20 protein-coding genes are annotated in these 21347 nt (G+C 68.4%); 10 read left to right on the top strand and 10 right to left on the bottom strand.

Annotated features, from left to right (window positions below; genetic code table 11):
- The first annotated feature begins 10 nt into the window (after positions 1 to 10).
- Entirely contained in the window at positions 11 to 1912 is a 1902-nt protein-coding gene (locus ASE95_RS04395; protein ID WP_056631916.1) for an alpha-L-fucosidase, read from the top strand.
- Positions 1913 to 1977: 65 nt separating this feature from the next.
- Here the strand turns inward: ASE95_RS04395 and ASE95_RS04400 are convergent, their stop codons facing one another.
- On the bottom strand, positions 1978 to 3807 hold the full coding sequence (locus ASE95_RS04400) for a methyl-accepting chemotaxis protein (protein ID WP_235528178.1): 1830 nt from the start codon (positions 3805 to 3807) through the stop codon (positions 1978 to 1980).
- A 115-nt stretch (positions 3808 to 3922) separates the two neighbouring features.
- Positions 3923 to 4978 carry a DUF2332 domain-containing protein gene (locus tag ASE95_RS04405; protein WP_235528179.1) on the bottom strand — a complete coding sequence of 352 codons (1056 nt, stop codon included), beginning with the start codon at positions 4976 to 4978 and terminating at the stop codon, positions 3923 to 3925.
- 297 nt (positions 4979 to 5275) lie between these two features.
- On the opposite strand from ASE95_RS04405, the gene ASE95_RS04410 reads away from it, so the two are divergent.
- Genes ASE95_RS04410 through ASE95_RS04450 form a run of 9 tightly spaced genes read left to right on the top strand, consistent with a single transcriptional unit; the run spans position 5276 to position 12421 of the window.
- Positions 5276 to 5539: an STAS domain-containing protein gene (locus ASE95_RS04410; protein ID WP_082449529.1), complete on the top strand. Its 264-nt coding sequence runs from the start codon at positions 5276 to 5278 to the stop codon at positions 5537 to 5539.
- A gap of 33 nt (positions 5540 to 5572) precedes the next feature.
- Positions 5573 to 7756: a chemotaxis protein CheA gene (locus ASE95_RS04415; protein WP_056631927.1), complete on the top strand. Its 2184-nt coding sequence runs from the start codon at positions 5573 to 5575 to the stop codon at positions 7754 to 7756.
- Positions 7753 to 8607 (top strand): CheR family methyltransferase, encoded by an 855-nt coding sequence (locus tag ASE95_RS04420; RefSeq protein ID WP_056631929.1) that lies wholly within the window; start codon positions 7753 to 7755, stop codon positions 8605 to 8607. The genes ASE95_RS04415 and ASE95_RS04420 overlap by 4 nt, the downstream gene beginning before the upstream one ends.
- On the top strand, positions 8604 to 9629 hold the full coding sequence (locus ASE95_RS04425) for a protein-glutamate methylesterase/protein-glutamine glutaminase (protein WP_056631932.1): 1026 nt from the start codon (positions 8604 to 8606) through the stop codon (positions 9627 to 9629). The genes ASE95_RS04420 and ASE95_RS04425 overlap by 4 nt, the downstream gene beginning before the upstream one ends.
- Positions 9617 to 10186, top strand: a complete 570-nt coding sequence (locus tag ASE95_RS04430) for a chemotaxis protein CheD (RefSeq protein WP_082449531.1) — start codon at positions 9617 to 9619, stop codon at positions 10184 to 10186. Before ASE95_RS04425 ends, ASE95_RS04430 begins: the two co-directional genes overlap by 13 nt.
- A 34-nt stretch (positions 10187 to 10220) precedes the next feature.
- Complete coding sequence (locus ASE95_RS04435) at positions 10221 to 10595, top strand: response regulator (RefSeq protein WP_056631934.1); 375 nt, start codon at positions 10221 to 10223, stop codon at positions 10593 to 10595.
- Positions 10596 to 10615: 20 nt separating this feature from the next.
- Positions 10616 to 11056, top strand: a complete 441-nt coding sequence (locus ASE95_RS04440; RefSeq protein WP_056631937.1) for a chemotaxis protein CheW — start codon at positions 10616 to 10618, stop codon at positions 11054 to 11056.
- 37 nt (positions 11057 to 11093) lie between these two features.
- On the top strand, positions 11094 to 12098 hold the full coding sequence (locus ASE95_RS04445) for a chemotaxis protein CheB (RefSeq protein ID WP_056631939.1): 1005 nt from the start codon (positions 11094 to 11096) through the stop codon (positions 12096 to 12098).
- Positions 12095 to 12421, top strand: a complete 327-nt coding sequence (locus tag ASE95_RS04450; RefSeq protein ID WP_235528180.1) for a hypothetical protein — start codon at positions 12095 to 12097, stop codon at positions 12419 to 12421. The genes ASE95_RS04445 and ASE95_RS04450 overlap by 4 nt, the downstream gene beginning before the upstream one ends.
- Before the next feature lie 341 nt (positions 12422 to 12762).
- Here the strand turns inward: ASE95_RS04450 and ASE95_RS04455 are convergent, their stop codons facing one another.
- From ASE95_RS04455 to ASE95_RS04490, 8 genes are all read right to left on the bottom strand, one after another.
- Positions 12763 to 13491 (bottom strand): DUF2490 domain-containing protein, encoded by a 729-nt coding sequence (locus ASE95_RS04455; RefSeq protein WP_056631942.1) that lies wholly within the window; start codon positions 13489 to 13491, stop codon positions 12763 to 12765.
- A 407-nt stretch (positions 13492 to 13898) separates the two neighbouring features.
- A complete protein-coding gene (gene rpsI, locus ASE95_RS04460; RefSeq protein ID WP_082449533.1) occupies positions 13899 to 14453 on the bottom strand; it encodes a 30S ribosomal protein S9 in 555 nt (184 codons plus the stop codon).
- A complete protein-coding gene (rplM, locus tag ASE95_RS04465) occupies positions 14453 to 14932 on the bottom strand; it encodes a 50S ribosomal protein L13 (protein WP_082449535.1) in 480 nt (159 codons plus the stop codon). Before rplM ends, rpsI begins: the two co-directional genes overlap by 1 nt.
- Before the next feature lie 182 nt (positions 14933 to 15114).
- Complete coding sequence (locus ASE95_RS04470; RefSeq protein ID WP_056631944.1) at positions 15115 to 16155, bottom strand: COX15/CtaA family protein; 1041 nt, start codon at positions 16153 to 16155, stop codon at positions 15115 to 15117.
- A 47-nt stretch (positions 16156 to 16202) separates the two neighbouring features.
- A complete protein-coding gene (locus tag ASE95_RS04475; RefSeq protein ID WP_056631947.1) occupies positions 16203 to 16748 on the bottom strand; it encodes a CinA family protein in 546 nt (181 codons plus the stop codon).
- Positions 16712 to 17413 (bottom strand): 2OG-Fe(II) oxygenase, encoded by a 702-nt coding sequence (locus tag ASE95_RS04480; protein WP_056631950.1) that lies wholly within the window; start codon positions 17411 to 17413, stop codon positions 16712 to 16714. Before ASE95_RS04480 ends, ASE95_RS04475 begins: the two co-directional genes overlap by 37 nt.
- 48 nt (positions 17414 to 17461) lie before the next feature.
- Complete coding sequence (locus tag ASE95_RS04485) at positions 17462 to 18340, bottom strand: RcnB family protein (protein ID WP_082449537.1); 879 nt, start codon at positions 18338 to 18340, stop codon at positions 17462 to 17464.
- 73 nt (positions 18341 to 18413) lie between these two features.
- A complete protein-coding gene (locus ASE95_RS04490; protein ID WP_056631958.1) occupies positions 18414 to 21284 on the bottom strand; it encodes a PAS domain-containing protein in 2871 nt (956 codons plus the stop codon).
- Positions 21285 to 21347: the final 63 nt, after the last annotated feature.

A 21347-nucleotide genomic window follows, 5' to 3' on the forward strand; every position in this document is an offset into this window, starting at 1 on the left:
GGAGTCCTCGATGACCGATCTCACCCGCCGTGCCCTGATCGCCGCCGGTGCCGCGACCACCGCGCTCCCGGCGCTGGCGCAGGGCACCGCCGCGCCGCGGCCATGGGGCGCGACGCCGTCCGCGCGGCAGCTCGCCTGGCACCGGCGCGAGCAATATGCCTTCGTGCATTTCTCGATCAACACGTTCACCGATCGCGAATGGGGCTTCGGCGATGAAAGCCCCAAGTTGTTCGATCCGACCGACTTCGATCCCGATCAGATCGTCGCCGCGGCCAAGGCAGGCGGGATGCGCGGGATCATCCTGACCGCCAAGCATCACGACGGCTTCTGCCTGTGGCCGACGATGCTGACGGAACATTGCATCCGCAACAGCCCGTATAAGGGCGGCAGGGGCGACATCGTGCGCGAGATGGAGCAGGCGACCCGCCGCGCCGGTCTTGCGTTCGGGCTGTACCTTTCCCCCTGGGATCGCAACCACGCCGAATACGGCCGTCCCGCCTATATCGATTACTATCGCAAGCAGGTGGTGGAACTGTGCACCCGCTATGGCGAATTGTTCGAATTCTGGTTCGACGGTGCCAACGGCGGCGATGGTTATTACGGCGGCGCCCGTGAGACGCGGAAGATCGACGCCCCGAAATACTACAACTGGCCGTCGATCATCGCCCTGGTCCATCGGCATCAGCCGATGGCCTGCACCTTCGACCCGCTCGGCGCGGACGTGCGTTGGGTCGGCAACGAGGATGGCGTGGCCGGCGACCCGTGCTGGCCGACGATGCCGAACCACCCGTACGTCCAGTCGGAAGGCAATTCCGGCGTGCGCGGCGCGCCGCTCTGGTGGCCGGCGGAAACCGACGTGTCGATCCGCCCCGGCTGGTTCTACCACGCGGACGAGGATGCGAAGGTCAAGAGCCCGGAGCGACTGCTGCGCCTCTACGACGAATCGGTCGGGCGCGGCACGAACCTGAACCTCAACCTGCCGCCGGACCGGCGCGGCCGGCTGAACGACCATGACGTCGCGGTCCTCCGCAGCTTCGGCGAGGCGCAGGCCCGAACCTATGCGCGCGATCTGGCGCAGGGCGCGGTCGCGCATGCCACCGCGGACCGCGGTCGCGGCTTCGCCGCCGCGCGCGTGCTCGACGGCCGCCACGACACATATTGGTCGACCCCCGACCGCGACACGCGACCGACACTGACGCTCGACCTGCCGCCCGGACGGACGTTCGACGTGATCCGTCTGCGCGAGTTTCTGCCGCTCGGCGTCCGCGTCACGCGCTTCGCGCTCGACCTGCAGGAAGCCGGCGCATGGCGCACCGTCGCCGAGCATCAGGGGATCGGCGCGCAACGGATCGTGCGGCTGGCGAGACCGTCATCGGCACGGCGGCTGCGGCTGCGCATCCTCGACGCCCCCGCCTGCCCCGCGATCAGCGAGATCGCGCTGTTCCGCCAGGTGCAGCCGGTGCCGGTCGCACCGCCACGCTCCTCCGACACGACCATCATCCCGCGCGACGGCTGGACGATCGTCACCGCCACCGGCGCGGGAGCCGAGGCACTGATCGACGGCGACGCACAGACGCGCTGGACGGTACCGTCGCCCGCCGCGGGAAGTCCGGCCAGCGTCACGGTGGATCTCGGCCGCAGCCAGTCGCTTGCGGGGTTCAGCCTGACCCCGTCGCGCACCGTCGCCAAGGATACCGCGCCACCGCGCGGCTATATCGCGGAGACCAGCGCCGACGGTAAGGTCTGGGCACCTGCGGCGACCGGCGAATTCGGCAACATCGCCTATGCGCTCGCGACGCAGCGGATCGCGTTCGCGGCGCGCCCCGCCCGCTACCTGCGGCTTCGGTTCGAGGCACCCGCGATCCCGGCCGGAAAGATGACGATCGCCGATATCGGCGCGTTCACCGGCTGATCGCTCGCTCCGGCCCGTGAAGCGAGACATCCGGACGACGCCGGATGACTTCGCGCTTCGCCGCGTCAGAACGACGACCAGTCGTCCTCCACGGTCGCCAATGCGGTATTCCCCGTCGAACGCACCACGCGCGGCGTGCTGCGCACCGGCGCGGCGACGGCGCGCGGCCGCTGCACGGGGGCCGGCGCGCGGGCCGGCTCATCGACCGCGAAGATCGCCACCGCCCCGGCCAGCTGCTCCGATTCGCGTGCCAGCAGGTTGGCGGCGGCGGTCGATTCCTCGACCATCGCGGCATTCTGCTGCGTCACCCCGTCCATCTCATTGATCGCGATGTTCACTTGCCCCAGGCTTTGCGCCTGGTGATCGGACGCGCGGGCGATCGTATCCATGATCGTGCTGACGCTGCCGACGCGGTCGATGATCTTGTTCAACGCCTGACCGGTTTCGCCGACCAGCTGCACCCCCGACTGGACGTGGTTGATCGCCGACAGGATGCGCGTCTTGACGTCCGACGCCGCGTCGGCGGAACGTTGTGCCAGCGCACGCACCTCGCTGGCCACCACGGCAAAGCCCTTGCCCGCCTCGCCCGCACGCGCCGCCTCGACGCCGGCGTTCAACGCCAGCAGGTTGGTCTGGAACGCGATCCCGTCGATGACGCTGATGATGTCGGCGATTTCGCGGCTGGCCTTGTCGATGCCGTTCATCGCCTCCACAGACTTGCGCACCACCTCGCCGCCCTGCTCCGCGGCGTTGCGCGCGTCGGCCATTGCCGCGTTCGCGCTCGCGGCGTTGGTCGCACCCTCGCGGACCGTGCCGGTGATCTCGTCCATCGCGGCCGCCGTCTCGCGCAACGAGGACGCCTGCTGTTCGCTGCGTGCGGAAAGATCGCGGGCCGACTGGCTGATCTCGTCGGCATTCTGCTTGATCGTCTCGACGCTGCGCCGCACGTTGCAGGTCAGGTCGGACAGCTTGGCCGCCGCGCCGTTGAAATCATGCGCCAGTGCCGCGAACGAGCCCGGCAGCGCCGTCAGCCGCACCGTCAGATCGGCCTCCGACAGGCGGTGAAGCCCGTCGCCGATCGCGCGCATCGCCAGTTCGCGTTCCTGGTCTGCGGTCAGCTTGGCCTGCGCAGCGTCGCGGAAGACCAGCACGGCGCGCGCCATGTCGCCCAGTTCGTCGGCGCGGTCGGCATTGGGCACGTCGATCCCGTTCTTGCCCGCCGCCAGATCGGCCATGCGCCGGGTCAGCGCGGTGATCGGGCGCGCGATGCTGCGGCTCAGCGCCATTTGCAACATCACCGCCACGCCGATCAACGCCAGTCCGCCCAGCACCAGCGCGATCGTCGCGGTGGTCAGCGCCTGCGCCTGTCGTTCGGAATTGCGTGCGATCGCTGCCGTTTCCTGCTCACGCAAGTCACGTAGCGGCAGCACGATCGCACTGGTCAGCACCTTCTTGCCCGCGTCGCGCACCGCTTGCTCGGCCGCCTCGCGCTGCCCGGCCTTCACCATCGCGACCAGCCGGTCGCTCCAGTCGTGACGCCATTTCGCGGCTTCGTGGCGGGAGGTGGTGACGAGTTCGCGGCGCTCGGGGCTGGTCAGCAGCGCCTCCAGCGCTACCGTCGTGGCGTCGTGTTCGGCGCGCGCTTCGTTGAAGGATTTCAGGTACGACGGGTCCGCCGTGACCAGATATCCGCGTAACTGGCTGTTTTCGCGGAGGATTGATGTCTCCAGCGTCAACGCCTTGGCATAGACTTCCTGGCTGTGGTTGCTGCCCGCCGTCGCCGACCGGATCATCCAGACGTTCGCAAAGAACACCACCATCATGATCGCCGCAGAAGCATTGATGACGAGGAAGGAGAAGCCCAGCTTTCTTGGAATACTCAAGGTCCGGAACATCAAAACATCTTCCTGTAGCTGGTCGGGGCGTTGATTCCGCAATTCCCGAAATGACATCTCGCAGGACTTAGGTGAGATTAGTTAAACGGGAATAAAGGCGCCCGATCGATCGACTTTATCCTTCGTCCGCACCGGCCCAGTCGATCCACGCACCGTAGGGATGGCAGGTGGCGAGCAGGCGCGTCCCGCCGTCCGGCCAGCAGGTCAGGCGCAGTTCCACGGCCGTGCGCTGTGCGTTCCATTCGAAGCATATCCACGCCAGCGGCCGTTCACGGTCTGCCAACGCGCCCGCCGCGGCGATCGCCTCCGCAAGACGGCGACGCTCCGATGCTCCGACATACTGCATCACCATCGAATGGAACACGACGCGCACCTGCCCCGGCGGCGCGGGCGAATCGAGTTGGCGAAGCAACCAGCTTGTGGCGTCCGCGCGCGTCAACGAAGGGGGGTGTCGGCGTGCGATCGCCAGCGCATGGGACAAGCGTGCGGACCGCTCCGGCTGATCCGCGAAGACATAGGCCATCAACCGCTCGCATGTCGCCGGATCGTGCGGGTCGAGCGGATGGAGATCGACCCCGCGCGCCGCCGCCACCTCGACCGGTTCGTCCGGCGCGGACGAGCCGCGCCATTCGGGCGCGATTCGCACCGACGATCCCGGCTGGCCCGCGACGACGCCACCCAGGTCGTAGGCATAGCGATCGAGATTGAGGTTCAGGCCTGCGCTGGAGCCAAGCTCGATCAGTTCGACCGGCAATGGAAAGCGCCGTCGCACCATCATCAGCGCGGCCAGGATCGCCGCCGCACGCCCGACCTCGTTGGTCTGCGGCGCGTCATGCAGCCATTCGGCGATGAAACCATCGTGCGCGGCCAGTGCGGCGCGCACCGCACCGTCCACATCGTCGTGCGCGCCGCGGTACAGCGCGCCAAGCACCGGCGGCGTGTTGCGGCGGGCGAGCGCATGAAGCGCAGCGTTGAAGCGCATCGCCACCGCCGCCGCCGCCGGATCGCCCGGCCAACCCGCCAGAATCGCCTGTGTCAGCGGCGCATGGATCAGATGCCGGTCGCCCGCCGCCAGCACATCGGCGACGAACGGAGAACCGATCGCCCGCATCACGGCCGACTGACGTGCGAGTTCGCCAGTCGCGGCGTCGCCATGCTCGGCCCCTGGCAAATTAAGGTTCCACGCTTCTAACAAGTTTACCTGCAATCAGGCGTAAGCGCCCTTCGACGCCGGTCAATGCGGCCAATTGGTTGTCATCAGATTAACCGCCGAAGACTTCTTACAATTCACGTCGAAAGCGATCGGTGATTAACGGCATATTAGGAGGCATCGGGCACATCGGGAAACAGCCCGGCGCTCCGTTGCGACAACAGGAGATGCCGGCGACCGCAAGCCAGGGGGCAGGAAGATGAACGCGCGTCACCGTCGACCAACCCGCCCTGCTGCTATCTGACAGGAAGTTCCGCGATGTCGATCGTCCTCACCTCCCGCATGGACACCGCCGCGGCGGGACCGCTGCATCAATCGCTGAAGAAGCTTATCGAGGCGGCGCAACCGATCGCGATCGACGCCAGCGCGGTCGACCAGATCGGTCAGGCGTGCCTGCAGGTGCTGGCCGGCGGCCGGGCCGCGGCGGTGGCGCGCGGCCTGACGTGGCAGGTGGCCTTGCCCAGCGTGGCGATGATCGAGGCTGGCCAGCTTGCCGCCCTCGACGTCGTCACCGCCGCCTGATCCCCCGACACTTTCTCGCGCAGGAGCCCGACCTTGGACCTCGACGCAATCCAGCAGATCTTCTTTCAGGAATGTGAGGAAGGGCTCGCCGGCATGGAAAGCGCGTTCGCCGCGCTCCGCGACCAGAATTACGATGGCGAGACGATCAACGGCATCTTCCGTGCCGTCCACTCGATCAAGGGCGGAGCCGGCGCGTTCGGCCACGAACGCCTGCAAGCCTATACCCATCAATACGAGACGCTGCTCGACCTGCTCCGCAGCGAGACGCTGGCGCTCACCCCGCCGTTGGTCGACCTGATCGTCGCGGCGTTCGACATGCTGGCCGATCACGTCGCGGCGGCACGCGACGGCGGCGACGTCCCCGACGATGCCGCGATGCTCGCCCGGTTGATCGCGGCGGCAAGCGGCGAGGCACCCGCCGCCGCGGCCAAGCCGGCGGAGGCGGCACCCGCGGCGGAGGTTCCGTCCACGGACGCGCCGGCCGGCATCGCCGATGACTTCGACGATCTGATGGCGATGCTGGACGATGTCGGCTTCGCGCTGCCGGTCCTCGAATTGCCCGAGGAAGCCGCACCGGCGTGGCTGGTGACGTTCCGCCCGCCGTCCAACGCACTGGATCACGGCGCCGAACCGCTGCTGCTGCTGCGCGAATTGCTGCGCATGGAAGGTCGCGTGCTGTCGTGCGACGCCGACGCGATGCCGGCGTTCGCCGCACTCGATCCGGAGACCTCCTATCTCGCGTGGCAAATCGCGGTGCCCGGCACCGTCGAGGAAGACGACATCCGCGCGGTGTTCGAATTCACCGATGGCAGTGCGGTGACGCTGACGCGCGCCGATTGCGCGACCCCCGCCGTCGCTCCGCCGACGATCGTGGTGGAAGAATCGTCGGCGGCACCTGCGCCGACCCTCGCGATCGTCCCTGCCCCCGCACCGGTGGCGCTGGTCGCCCCCACTCCCGTGTCCGCCCCTGCACCAGCCGCCGCCGCGCCTGCTCCGGCTGCAGCGGTGCGCACCGCGCCGTCGGCGCCGCCCGCCCCGGCCGCCCAGACGATTCGCGTCGATCTCGACAAGCTCGACCGGCTGGTGAACCTCGTCGGCGAACTGGTCATCACCCAGGCGATGCTGGCGCAACGGCTGAGCGAAAACGACATGGCCGGCATCTCGGAGCTGACCGATCTCGATCACCTGACGCGCGAGTTGCAGGAATCGACGATGGCGATCCGTGCGCAGCCGATGAAGACCGTCTTCAGCCGCGTGCCGCGCATCATCCGCGAACTGGAGGGCGAAACCGGCAAGCGCGTCCGCCTGGACATCGAAGGCGAGATGACCGAGGTCGACAAGACCGTCGTCGAGCGGATCGGCGAGCCGCTGACCCACCTGATCCGCAACGCCGTCGATCACGGACTGGAAACGACCGAAGAGCGCGTCAAGGCGGGCAAGCCGGAAACCGGCGTCGTCACCCTGTCGGCCGCGCATCATTCGGGCCGCATCGTCATCACCGTCGCCGACGACGGTCGCGGAATCGACCGTGCGCGCGTCCGCGCCAAGGCGGTCGAGCGCGGGATCATCCTGCCCGACGCGGTGCTGAGCGACGAGGAAGTCGACAATCTGATCTTCGCGCCCGGCTTCTCCACCGCGGCGACCGTATCGAACATCTCGGGCCGCGGCGTCGGCATGGACGTGGTCCGCAAGAACGTCCAGGCGCTGGGCGGCCGGATCGGCATCCATTCGCGCTTCGGTTCGGGATCGAGCTTCTCGCTCAGCCTGCCGCTGACGCTGGCGGTGGTCGACGGGATGATCGTCACGGTCGGCGACCAGACGTTCGTCATCCCGCTGAGCCATATCGTCGAAAGTCTGCGCCCGTCCGATCGCTCGGTCACGAACATCGGCGTGACCGGCGCGGTGCTGGACGTGCGTGGCGCCTATGTGCCGATCTACCCGGTCGCCGAGCAACTGGGCATCGGGGGCGGTGAGCGCGATCCCGAGAAGGCGGTGCTGATCGTGGTCGAGGGCGATCAGGGACAGGCCGCATTGCTGGTCGATTCGATCCAGGACCAGCGGCAGGTGGTCGTCAAGAGCCTGGAGGCCAATTACCAGGCGATCGACGGGCTGGCCGGTGCGACGATCCTGGGCGACGGGCGCGTGGCGTTGATCATCGACGTCGACGCGCTGACCTCGCAGCGGTCGCGCCGCGGCCAGCTGGCGCACGCGGCATGAGCGCGGCCGCCCTCGCCGGGCCATCGAGCCGGCGCGAGTTCGACTTCGCGCCTGCGGACCATCAGGCGATCTCGCGCATCGTTTATGAAACGCTCGGTATCCTGTTGCCCGATGGCAAGGCGCAGCTGGTCTATGGCCGGGTCGCACCACGGGTGCGCGCCTGCGGGCTGAACAGCGTCGCCGCCTATCTGAAGGTGATCGAGGACGACGAGGAGGAGCGCAGCCGGATGCTGGACGCGCTGACCACCAATCACACCAGCTTCTTCCGCGAATCGCACCATTTCGACGATTTCGTCGAACGGATGTGGCCGACGCTGGCGCAACGCTTGTCGGGCGGCGGACGCGTGCGGCTGTGGTCCGCGGCCTGTTCGAGCGGCGAAGAACCCTATACCTGGCTGATGGCCGCGCTGGGCGCAGAGAAGGCGACCGCGCAACGTCTGCTGAAGGGCGACTTCCGGTTGCTCGCCACCGACGTGTCGCCCAGCGTTCTGGATACCGCGCGTGCCGGGCAATATTCGGCCGATACGCTGCGCACCGTACCCGCGCGGCTGCGTGCGACGTGGGTCAGCGACCGGCTGGTGATCGATCCGCTGTTGCGCGACGCGGTGTCGTTCCGACCGCTCAACCTGCTCGGCCCATGGCCGATGAAAGGGCGGTTCGACGCGATCTGCTGTCGCAACGTCATGATCTATTTCGACGAACCAACAAAAGCCAAGCTGCAATCACGGCTGGCGGATCATCTGGAGACCGGGGGGATGCTGTACATCGGCCACTCGGAACGACTGTCGCCCGACGTGGCGAAGCGTTTCGAATGCGTGGGGCGCACCGCCTATCTGAAGGTGCGCGCATGAGCGTCCGCACCCTCGTCGTCGACGATTCGCTGACCATGCAGGCGCTGATTCAGCGCACGCTGGCCAGCGATCCGCAGATCCAGGTCGTCGGCACCGCCTCCAGCGCGGACGAGGCGCGGATGCGGATCAAGGAACTCGATCCGGACGTTGTCACGCTCGACATCGAGATGCCGGGGATGAACGGGCTCGATTTCCTCGAACGGCTGATGCGGCTGCGCCCCACCCCGGTGGTGATGCTGTCGACGCTGACGTCCGAAGGCGCGGATGCCAGCATCGCCGCGCTGGAACTGGGCGCGTTCGAGTGTTTCGACAAGCTGGCGTTGCGCCGCCCGGACGATGCGATCCGCCTGCCCGCGCTGGTGCGCGCCGCGTCCGGATCGCGCGGGCGCAGCGTCGCCGCCGCGCCGCGTGTGGCCGAGCCGGCGGCGCAGGCCGATTACCGCCCGCGCGACCATGCGATGCTGGCGATCGGCGCGTCGACCGGCGGGGTGGAGGCCTTGATCGAGCTTTTGTCGGGCTTCCCCGCCAATTGCCCGCCGACGGTGATCGTCCAGCACATGCCGCCCAGCTTCACCGCCAGCTTCGCGGCGCGGCTCGACCGGTTGTGCAAGCCGCACGTCGAGGAGGCTCGCGCCGGTGCGGTGCTGGCACCCGGCAAGGTGTATCTGGCACCCGGCGGCGACAAGCATATGGAGATCGCCGGCCCGGCGACGCGCCGTTATTGCCGGTTGCTGCCCGGCGCCAAGATGAGCGGGCACCAGCCATCGGTCGACATCCTGTTCCACTCGGTCGCGAAGATCGCGGGTGCCGATGCTGCGGGCGCGATCCTGACCGGCATGGGCGCCGACGGTGCCGAGGGGATGCTGGCGATGCGTCAGGCGGGATCGGTGACGATCGGCCAGGACGAGGCGTCGAGCGTCGTCTACGGCATGCCCGCCGTCGCCCATCGGATCGGTGCCGTCGTGCAGCAGATGCCGCTGCGCCGCATCGCCGCGCGCCTGCTTCAGGAATGTCGCGCATGACCGGCATCGTGCTTCGCGACGGCCTGCGCCGCATGACGGTGGCGCAGGGCGAAACGCGCGTCAGCGGCGAAACCGACGTGGTGCTGAGCACCGTGCTGGGCAGCTGCATCGCCGCATGTTTCTACGATCCGGTCGCCAAGGTAGGAGGTATTAACCACTATCTGTTAGCGGAGGGTCATGCCTCCGATCCCGCCTCGATGCAGCGCTACGGCGTCTATGCGATGGAAGTCCTCATCAATGCCATGCTGGCGATGGGCGGCGTCCGTTCGCGGCTCAAGGCGCGGATCTTCGGCGGCGCGACGATGCGCAGCGGATTTCGCGACATCGGCGGGGACAACATCGCCTTCGCGCGCCGTTTCCTGCGCGACGAGCGCATCCCGCTGGTCGGCGAGGATGTCGGCGGCAGTGGCGCGCGGCGGGTCGAGTTCCGCCCGGCGCTCGGACTGGCGCGGTGCCGCGTCGTGACCGAACGCTCGATCCCGGCACCGGTCGTGTTCGCACGCCCGGCCGCCCCGCCCCCGCCGCCCGCGTCGCTCGGCGACGTCGAATTCTTCTGACGATGACCCGCATTCTGCCCAGGAGCCGCAATCCGTGACCAAGACGATCATGACCGTGGATGATTCGCCCAGCATGAGAATGCTGCTGCGCGCCGCGCTGACCGACCTGGGGTATCAGGTCGTGGAGGCCGAGGACGGCGTCCATGCGCTGGAGACGCTCGCCAATTTCGACGAGGAGGACGAACCGGACCTGCTCATCACCGACATCAACATGCCGCGTATGGACGGGTTCGGGCTGATCGAGAACGTCCGCGCCGACGGCCGCCGCACCTTGCCGATCCTGGTGCTGACCACCGAAAGCTCCGACGAGAAGAAGCAGCGTGCCCGTCAGGCCGGCGCGACCGGCTGGATCGTCAAGCCCTTCAACCCCGAAAAGCTCGCCGCCGCGATCCGGCGCGTGCTGCACTGATCGCAGAAGGAACGCGCCTCATGTCCCGTCAGCTCATCACCTTCCAGCTCGGCGACCAGTATCTGGGCGTCGACATCATGGCGATCCGCGAGATCCGCGCCTGGTCGCCCGCCACCCCGTTGCCCAACGTGCCCAGCCACGTGCGTGGCGTCGTGAACCTGCGCGGCGTCGTGCTGCCGGTACTCGACCTGCGCCACCGCCTGGGCTGGGGCATGACCGATCCGACCGCGCGCCACGTCATCATCGTCGTGCGTATCGGCGAGCAGTTGCAGGGCGTCATCGTCGATGCGGTCAACGACATCGTGACCGTCCAGAACGAGGACATGCAGCCGCTGCCCGACATGGGCGACGCCGCCGCGCAACAGTTCCTCGACGGCCTGGCGACGATCGACCAGCGGCTGATCCTGGTGCTGGCGCTCGACCGACTGGTGGAGCGGGCCGCGATGGCCGACGCTGCCTGAACACGAATAGTTAACGCGCCTGCAGTAGGACGGGATCATGGCTGGAACGAAAGTATTGGTGGTCGACGATTCGCTGACCATGCGCGCGCTGATCTCGGGTGCGCTGGAGCGGATCCCGGGCGTGGAAGTGGTCGGCATGGCCGATGGCGCCGCGGAGGCGCGCGGGTTGGTCGAATCCGCCCGCCCCGACGTGATGACGCTGGACGTCGAGATGCCGGGGATGAGTGGGCTCGATTACCTGGCCGAGATCATGGACAGCAAGCCCATGCCGGTCATCATGTTCTCGACGCGGACGCAGGACGGTGCGGCGGAAACGATCGAGGCGCTGCGGCTGGGCGCGATCGACTGTTTTCCCAAGCCGCGCGTCGCCGCGCCGGCCGAGCTGGACGCGATCATCGCCAAGCTGGCCAAGCGGCTGAAGGCAGCCAAGAAGGCCGACCTGAAGCCCAAGAGCGCGCCCAAGGGAGCCAAGGCGCCGCCGATCGACTGGAACGGCCGCCTGCTGTTGGTCGGTGGTGACGCGTCGAGCACCAAGTCGATCTTCGACCTGTTCGCGGGCTTCCCGGCGAACTGCCCGCCGACCGTGGTGGTGCAGCATCTTGGGCCGGGGCTGGTCGACAGCATGGTCGAGAAACTGGCCGAGCAATGCGCGGCCAAGGTGGTGGTCGCCGCCGACGGGATGAAGCCGGAACAGGGCACGATCTACCTCGCGCCGCACGGCGACGCGCATCTGGTGATCGACAGCTGGCCGAACGGCACGCTGCGCCTGCTGCCCAAGGATCCGGTCGCGGGCGAGCGCCCGTCGATCTCGCTGCTGTTCGCCTCCGCGGCGAAGGCCGCCGCGGCCAACGCGGTCGGCGTGCTGCTGCTCGACGCCAATGAGGATGGCGCCGGTGGCCTGCGTGCGATGAACGCGGCCGGCGGCTACGCCTTTGCGCCGGCCGAGAGCGGCGGCGGCTACACGCTGACGCGCGGCATGGTGTCGCAGCCGGTGACGAGCGAGGGGCTGGTCGCGGGCGTCATGAAGATGTGCTCCAAATGAGCGCGGCGGCGGAACTGGCACCGCATCCGGAGGGCATGACGGCCGGGGCTGGCGTGACCCGTCCGCTAGCCAAGGCCCTGGCAGCCGAGCTGGTGCTGGCGTCGAGCATGCTCGCCGACCTCGCCTATGACCTGGGCAGCGACGGCGACACGCTGCGCCGCCACATGGCGAGCCTGCAACGCATCGACCATGTCACCCAGATGCAACTGGCGATCGCCGAACTGCTGCGCGGTGACGATGCGAGCAACGGCGACATCCGCGGCGTGACCCTGCAGGACATGGCCGATCGCCTGCACGCCTTCGTGGCGAACGTCGACGCGTAGGTCCGGTCGATCCGGCGATGAACGATCGCGGATCGTCGGCCGGATCGAGTCCACGGCACCGCTTTTTGCGACCCTCGTGGAAGTGAGGGGCCGAATACGGTCCGGGGCGACCGCAAAGGGGGGCAAGGCTGGATGGAAGCCGGGCTGGTTTCGGTTCGACACGGCCCATACTGCCCCTCCCGACGTCGCGGCATTCGGCGGTGCCCGGCGGCGGATCGTCGCCGCCGCGTTGATGCAGGGTTCCGCTTCCCAAGGATAACCGGCGAAACGCATTCTCGCTCGCGTGCCGGGCGCGACGAAACGGTCCCCGGACGTCGCGACGACCGCGACGACCGCGCCGGTCAGTCGTGCGTCGCTGGCGCTTCCTGTGCGTGCAGGTTCACCGTCAGCTGCAGGGTCAATGCGTGGTCCATCTGGTTGCGTCCCCCGGCGCGGCCCGGCCGGAACTGGTTGAGGTACCCGATGTCGAGACTGGTGTCCGCAATCGGCCTCACCATGATCCCGACGATGTTCCGCATCCGCTCATAGCCGCTACGCTGGCCCCAGCTGGTGCTGTTCGGAAGCCAGAAGCTTTCGTGACTGACGAACAGCGCGGTGCCCTTCGGCCCGACACGGTGATTGTAGCGGACCAGCGGCCGCACCCGAAATCCGATCTCGTCGCCGCGCGGATTGAAGCGTTCGTCGACGCGAAAGCGCGTGGTGAAGCGGCCGAAGGTGGCGACCACCTGCTGGCGTATACGGTCCTCGTCTGCGGCGGTGTTCAGGCTGTGGGTGCCCACCTTGCGGTATCCCGCACCCAATTCGATCCCGCGCGCGATGCGATAGGACAGCAGCACGCCGAATTCGGTCTGGTACAATCCCTCCTGCCGATCGCTGAACCGGCCGATCTGCTCCAGCGTGATGCGCGCCTCGTCGGTGACGGGGACGTTGGTGTTCGCCTGCAACCAGAGCTGTTCGTCGTGCTCCTGCGCCGACGCCGGCAGCGCAGCGATCGACGCCGCGGCAGCCGCGGCCAGCACGGCGCGATGGCATCCGTCCGGGAGAGTTACAGTCAGTGCCGTGCGCTTCATGGCGGCGATATGACGGCTGCTTCGGCGCGCGGCAATGGTATGTTACAGATCCATCGTCGAGGTGCGGCCGACGCCCGGCTCAGACGGTGGATGGCGCGTGTGGATCGGTGACACGCAGGCGTCAGGCGCAGTCGGGATGATCCCGACGCGATGACGTTGCCGCAACTGATTCGTCATGGCGCGTATCGCTAGGCAAGCCCGGGCGTTCCGGGCCGGATCTGGATCGCGTCGCTGCGCGCGCCGACGAAGCACGCTCGGGACGACGGCATTCTGCCCCCTTCGCGCTCAAGAACGCGCCGCGACGTCCGGATCGCGCGCATACGGAAAGGGCGGCCCGTTGCCGGACCGCCCCTTCGTTGCCGTGGCAGGTCGCGGGATCGCCGAAGCGATCTCGCGCCATCCGCGTATCAGCGCTTCGAGAACTGGAAGCTGCGGCGTGCCTTGGCGCGGCCGTACTTCTTACGCTCGACGACGCGCGGATCGCGGGTCAGGAAGCCTGCCGCCTTGACGGGGGCGCGCAGCGCCGGCTCGTAGCGGGTGATCGCCTGGCTGATGCCGTGCTTCACCGCGCCGGCCTGACCCGACAGACCACCGCCCTTGACGGTGCAGATCACGTCATACTGGCCTTCGCGCTCGGTGATACCGAACACCTGGTTGATGACGAGACGCAGCGTCGAACGCGCGAAATAGATTTCCTGATCGCGACCGTTGATCGTGATCTTGCCCGAACCCGGCTTCAGCCAGACGCGCGCGACCGCGTCCTTACGACGGCCGGTGGCATAGGCGCGACCGAACTTGTCGATCTCCTGCGCACGCAGCGGCGCGCGCTGTACCGGCTCCTGCACGTCGCCGGCCAGATAGGCATCGGCCGACGTCTCGACCTGATCGCCTTCGTTGGTCTCACGCTGCTGCTGCTGGAGCGCGGCGCCGAGATCGGAAAGGGACTGGCGGTTGTCGGACATTATGCGCCCACCTTGTTCTTGCGGCTCATGCCGGCGATGTCGAGGACCTCGGGGTTCTGCGCTTCATGCGGATGCGCCGAACCGGTGAAGATGCGCAGGTTGCGCATCTGCTGACGGCCGAGCGGGCCGCGCGGGATCATCCGCTCGACGGCCTTTTCCAGCACGCGCTCCGGGAAGCGGCCTTCCAGCACCTTCGCGGCGGTCACGCCCTTGATGCCGCCGGCATAGCCGGTGTGCTTGTAATAGATCTTGTTGGCCAGCTTGTTGCCGGTGAAGCGCACCTTGTCCGCATTGATGACGATGACATTGTCACCGCAATCGACGTGCGGGGTGAAGCTCGTCTTGTGCTTGCCGCGCAGCACGTTGGCGATCACCACCGCCGCCCGGCCGACCACGAGGCCCTCCGCATCGACGATGTGCCACTTCTTCTCCACCTCATGCGGCTTGGCCGCCTTGGTGGTCTTCATCAGCGCCTTCATGGTGCCTGGTGACCTTCATTTCGCGTCTAAAAAGATAAGGACGCGCCACCCCGCCGGGTGCACGCGCCGTTACGGTCCCAATGCCGCCGGTCGGCGACGATGTCAACGTTTCCGCGGCTTTGCTGACGGGTATTATGATACCACGCCCGTGGGAGCGCCGGTTATCGCCGTCGCCGGCAAGCTTACGCGCGGCGGCGACTGACCGCGTGCGCGGCGGCGATCGTGGCGATCAGCAGCAGCGCGGCATTGGCCTGATGCGCGACCGCGACGACGATATCGACGCCGGTCAGCAACGTCGCGACCCCCAAGGCGATCTGCACCACCACCAGCACGACGACCGCCAGCGCAGCGCCCGGCGCCCGGCGCATCCGCGCGCGATACGCCAGCCACAGCAGCGCACCGGCGGCGGCGAAGGCGATCCAGCGATGGAGGAACTGCACGACGACCGGATTGTCGAACGCGTTGCGCCACGCCGGGGCGACCATCGGCACGTCGGCGGGGAACCACGCGTCACCCATCAACGGCCAACTGGAAAAGGCATAGCCTGCATCGAGGCCGGCGGTGAACGCACCCAGCACGATCTGAACCGCCAGCACCGCGATCACCAGGGCCGCCCCCATGCCCAGCCGTGCGGGGCGGGCACCCGGATCGGCGGCCAGCGCACGCAGGTCGCGCGCGGTCCAGACGATCCCGCCCAGGATGAACAACGCGGTGCCGAGGTGCGCGGCCAACCGCAGATGGCTGACGTCGGTGCGCACCGACAGGCCGGAAGCGACCATCCACCAGCCGATCGCGCCCTGCAATCCGCCGAGCGCGAGCAGCGCGCACAGTCGCCAGCCGTAGCCGCGCGGGATCTGCCGCCGGATCGCAAACCAGACCAGCGGCACCGCAAAGGCCAGCCCGATCACGCGCCCCAGCAATCGGTGGAGATATTCCCAGAAGAAGATCGCCTTGAACCCGTCCAGCGTCATGCCGCGGTTCAGCTGCTGATATTCCGGAATACGCTGGTAATTGGCGAACTCGGCCAGCCATTGCGCATGGGTCAGCGGGGGGACGATGCCGCTGATCGGCTTCCATTGGGTGATCGACAGGCCGGATTCGGTCAGCCGGGTGATCCCGCCGACCACCACCATCGCCACGATCAACGCCGCGACGATGTGGAGCCAGCGCGCGATCGCCGCCGGCCGGGTGGAGAACGAGAAGCCCGAGCTTGCCTGTAGCATGGCGCCTTCTAGTCGCCGGGGGGGGCGAAGGAAAGCGCTTCCGCCCGCTACGCCCCGGCCAGCGCTGTCTCCAGCATATCCAGCGCGACCTCCAGCGCCGCCTCGCGCACGGGGCCGCGGCCGATGTCGCCGAAATGGCATTCGCGGTGCCACACACGCTCGTCGCTGCGCCGCCGGCAGGCGAGATGGACGAGACCGGGCTCGTCCCCCGGCGCGCCCGCGCCCGCGAAGCCGGTGATCGCCAGCGCCACGTCCCCGTCCGAATGGAGCAGCGCCCCTTCCGCCATCGCGCGCGCCACATCCTCGCTCACCGCGCCGCAGCGATCGATCCGCTCCGCCGCGACGCCCAGCAATTCGCATTTCGCCTTTGCCGAATAGACCACGAAGCCACGCTCGAACGCATGGCTCGCGCCTTCCACATCGGTCAGCAGGGAAGCGAGCAGCCCGCCGGTGCAGCTTTCGGCGGTGACGATCGACAGTTCGCGTGCGCAGGCTGCCTCCAGCACGCGGCGCGCGGCGTCGATCACCGCCGGCGGGATTCCTTGCAGCGGCTCGGTCACGATGCGGTCGCCGCGCGCGGGCGGCGTCCCCATGGCTCTTCCCGGAACCACTTGGTGACGATGTACTTGGTGCCTTCCAGCACGGCCATCCCCTCGTGCAGGGTCGCGGTGTTCGGGCTGCCGTCGGCCGCCATGTTGTTCCACACCAGCAACATGCCCCGGCGCGGCGCGACGCGCAGCCCGCCCTTGGGGAACCAGGTCGCCCCGCCTTCCTCGACATCGTCGAGGTAGATCATCGCGGTGAAGGTGCGCTGCCCGCCGTTCTCGCGCATTGCCGGCCAGTAGCTTTCGGCCTCATGGAAGTAGTCATGATGCGCGCGAAACAGCTGCCCGGGTGCATAGCGCTGCCCCTGCATCGTCTCGCCGAATTCCGCGCCCAGCCCCAACGCGCTGGCGATCGCCTCGTCCACCCGGCGCACGTCGGGGGCGTTGCGGTCCATGTCGCAGCTGTCGCTGGTGCGCGCCTCCGGCCCGCCGCGATCGCTGAACAACCGCGACGGGCGGCGGTTGGCGTCGATCACCTGCACCAGCCAGTCGCACGTGGCGTCGTCGAGGAAATCGATGCAGCGCCACGCCGCGACCGTGTCGCTGGGCAGGCGCTGCATCCGCGAGTCGGCGTCGAGCCGGGCGGCCACCGCCTGCCCGTGCGCGGCGCGAACGGCGGAGGGATAGCCGGGGGGTGTGGTCGCAAGAGACATGACCGCACGAATTTCGCGCGACGCCGCGCCGGATTCAAGTGACCTGCGTCAATCGAAGATGCCATGAATCACATCCGCCACGATACCGTCCTCGATATCGACCAGCAGCGCATCGTCATAATAGCGCACCCAGCGATACGGCTCCCCGGCGTCGGGCAGGCGATAGGTATAGGGATCGTAGATCCAGTAATGCGGCGTGTAGAGCATCGACGCCAGCGGCACGCCGACCCCGAACCGCCGGTAGCCGCCATCCCAGCCATATGGCGCATAGTAACGCGGCAGACGGAACGCGGCGCCGCGCTGCGTCCGGTAGCGGTTCCAGTCGTAGCGCGGGTCGCGTCGCCAGTCGCGATCCCACCCAGCGGCGCGACCGGAACGCCAGATCGTGGACGACGGTGCACGATCGTACCCGCCGAACCGCTGCCGCGGCACCGCCCGGTCGCTGCGCCAGACGCGATCGGCGGGCACCGCCCGTGACATGCCGCGATCCCGGCCACGCTCCCGACCGCGATCGCCATTGCCTTCGCGATAGCCGCCGCCCGGCTCACCGCGGCGGTCCACGTTTCCACGCCACCCGCCGTCGGTGTTGGCCGGGCGGGGATCGTCCCGGTCCATTCGGCGCCGATCGCCCCCGCGCTCAACCCATTGCCGATCGCCCCGCTCCCGACCACCGAACACGGGGCGTCCGTCGCGTTGCCGGGGATCGCTGCCGATATCGCGCTCCGGTTTGGGGCGCGGCATCGCGACGGCGGGCGGGTCCGGGCGCTCGGCCCGCTCGCGCCGCCACGTGCCGCGATCCATCGACCGTCCATCCTGCGCCTGAGCCTGAGCCTGAGCCTGAGCCTGAGCCGGCGGAGCCAGCGCCGTCATCGACAACAACCCCGCCATCACCGTCTTCCACATCGCGCGCACCCTCCGCCGGATCATGCCGCCTTCCTGCCGGACGACGATGCAACCCACACTGAACCGGATCGTCAGCCGATTGAAAGGCGGGCGCGGATCAGCCGTCGTGCAACAATGCGCTGACGCGGTCGACCAGCAGGCGGCGCGAATACGGTTTGCGGATCAGGCGATCCTCGCTGACCAGCGGGATTTCCGCGGGATCGGCATGGCCGGTCACGAACAGGATGCCGATGTGGCGATGCAGCAGTTCGACGCGCTGGGCGAATTCGATCCCGGTCATCCCCGGCATCGCGATATCGGTGACGACCAGCGCGATGCGCGGTTCCCGCGCCAGCGCCTCCAGCGCCGATGCGCCGTCGCTCGCCTCCACCACGTGGCAGCCGGCCTCGCGCAGCGTTTCCACCGCGATCTGTCGTACCCGGTCGTCGTCGTCGAGCACCATGACCGTCACGTCGCGCAGCGGCTCTCCGGGCGGCAGAGGCGCCGGCGGCGCGACATCGGCGGGTGGCGTATCGGCACGCGCGGACGCCGCCGCGCGCGGCACGAAGACGCTGATCGTCGTCCCCTGCCCCGGCACGCTGTCGATCCGCACCCCTCCACCTGACTGTTTGGCGAAACCAAACACCTGCGCCAGCCCCAGCCCCGATCCCTTGCCGACCTCCTTGGTGGTGAAGAACGGCTCGAACGCCCGCGCCCGGACCGCCGCGGTCATGCCCTCGCCGGTATCCTGCACCGCGACACGGACGTAATCGCCGGGCGGCGGCTCCTCCGGCGAAGTGGGTGGCCCGCGCGTGACGTTGTCGACCGCCAGCGTCAGCGTGCCGCCGCCGGGCATCGCGTCGCGCGCGTTGATCGCCAGGTTGAGGATGATGAGTTCCATCTGCGTCGGATCGACGAGGGCTGGCCAGATCGGTCCGGCGCTGCGCGTCTCGATCGCGATCTCGCGCCCCAGCGTGCTGGCGAGCAGATCCTGCATGTTGGTCATGGTGCGGTCGAGCTCGACCACCCTCGCCTCAAGCCGCTGCCGTCGCGAAAAAGCGAGCAATTGCGTGGTCAGCGCCGCGCCGCGCTCGGCGGCGATGCGGATATGGTCGAAACGCGGCTGGAAGCGCCCGTCCACCAATCCGCGTCGCGCCGCCGCGACCAGCGCGTCGACATTGCCGAGGATCACCGTCAGCAGGTTGTTGAAATCGTGCGCCACCCCGGACGTCAATTGCCCGACCGCCTCCAGCCGCTGCATCTGGTGCAGCGTCTCCTCCACGCGCTCGCGCTCCGCGATCTCCTCGGTCAGTTCGGCGGTGCGCTGCGCGATCCGCGCCTCCAGCCGCTCGCCCGCCAGATGCGCCTCCGTCACGTCGATCCCGCACGACAGATAGCCCTGGAAGACGGTGCCGAGGTAGCGGGGCCGCGCCTCGATATGGATCCACCGCTCCTCGCCGCCGGGCGTGAGCAGCGGGTATTCGCCGCTCAGCGCGGATGGACTCGCCAGCCACTCGATCCGCCGCCGCCGCGTATGCTCGCGCCGGTCGGGACGTAGCAGGTCGACCCAGCCGTGTTCGACCACCGTCTGCGGCGCAACGCCCAGGATCGCCTCGAAACCGCGGCTGGCGAAGGAGATGCGACCGTCCGGCTCGGTCATCCACACCACGGCGGGCAAGCTGTCGGCGACGGTGCGGAAACGTTCCTCGCTCTCGCGCCACGCTTCCGCCTGCAACTTGCGCGCGGTGACGTCGGTCAGGGTGCCGACGATGCGCACGCAGACGTCGCCGTCGAACAGGCCCCGCCCGCGCACCGATAGCCAGCGCACCTCGCCCAGCCGGTCGCGCGCCACCCGGTATTCGATGTCCAGCAGCCCGCGTGTGGCCGGGTCGACCACTGCCGGATATGCCGCCTCCAGCATCGCCCGGTCGTCCGGATCGATCAGCTCGCGGAACTCGGCCCGGGTCATCGGCGATGCATCCGGCTGCATGCCGTAAAGGTACATGCCGCGCGGCGAGCAGACGAAGCGGTCGCGCACCACGTCATAGTCCCAGATCGCCACCTCGCCCGCCTCCGTCGCCTGCTCCAGCGCGGCGCGTCCACGCGCCAGCGCCTCGCGCGCGCGATGCCCCTCCGTACGGTCGATGCCCTCGATGAAGATCGCGGTCACCTCTCCGTCTTCATCGGCGATCGGCTGGCAGATGAAGTCGATCCAGTAATCGCGCATCGTGCCGGGTTCTTCGCCCGGCAACTCGACCAGCATGTCGAGCGCCCGGAACGGCGTGTTCGTTCGCCGCACCTCGTCCAGCCGCGCGATGAAGCCGGCGGCGGCGACCTCGGGCAGCGCCTCGGCATAGGGGCGGCCGACCAGCGGGCGGTTGCCGGTCATCCGCCGATAGGTGCTGTTGGCCAGTTCGATGACATAATCCGGCCCGCGCAGCACCGCGATGAAACCGGGCGCCTGATCGAACATCGCGCGCAGCCGCTCGCGCTCCTGCCCTACCGCCGCTGCGTCGCGAACGCGCTCGGTGGTGTCGGACACGATTGACAGGATGCCGCCGACGCTGCCGTCGGGCAACAGGATCGGCGAATAGGACACGTCGAAATACACGATTCCGGTGCGGCCCGCGCGTTCGAAGGGGAGCGCGCGATCACGGTCGGCCACCGTCTCGCCGGTGGTGCGCACGCGTTCCATCAACGGGCCGATCGTCTCCCAGGTCTTGCCCATCCATTCGGCGGCCGGACGCGCGAAACCATCGGGGTGCGCCGATCCCATCACCGCGGCGTGCGCGTCGTTGTACAGTGTGTGATATTCCTCCCCCCAGAAGATCGCGACCTGCGCGGCGGAGGGCAGGCACATCGTCAGCGCGTTCCGCAACGTCGCCGGCCAGTCCGCCGGGGGGCCGAGCGGCGAGGACGACCAATCCACCGCCAGTATCCGCTTCCCCGTCTCGCCCCCAAGGGCCAGCGAGCGGGCAAAGTCATCCAACGGTAGATTATCTCTTTGCATCAGTGCGTAGCGTAGCGTGAACGCCAGACCGCGAATAGTTGG

This window comes from Sphingomonas sp. Leaf231, assembly GCF_001421995.1.
GTDB lineage: Bacteria > Pseudomonadota > Alphaproteobacteria > Sphingomonadales > Sphingomonadaceae > Sphingomonas.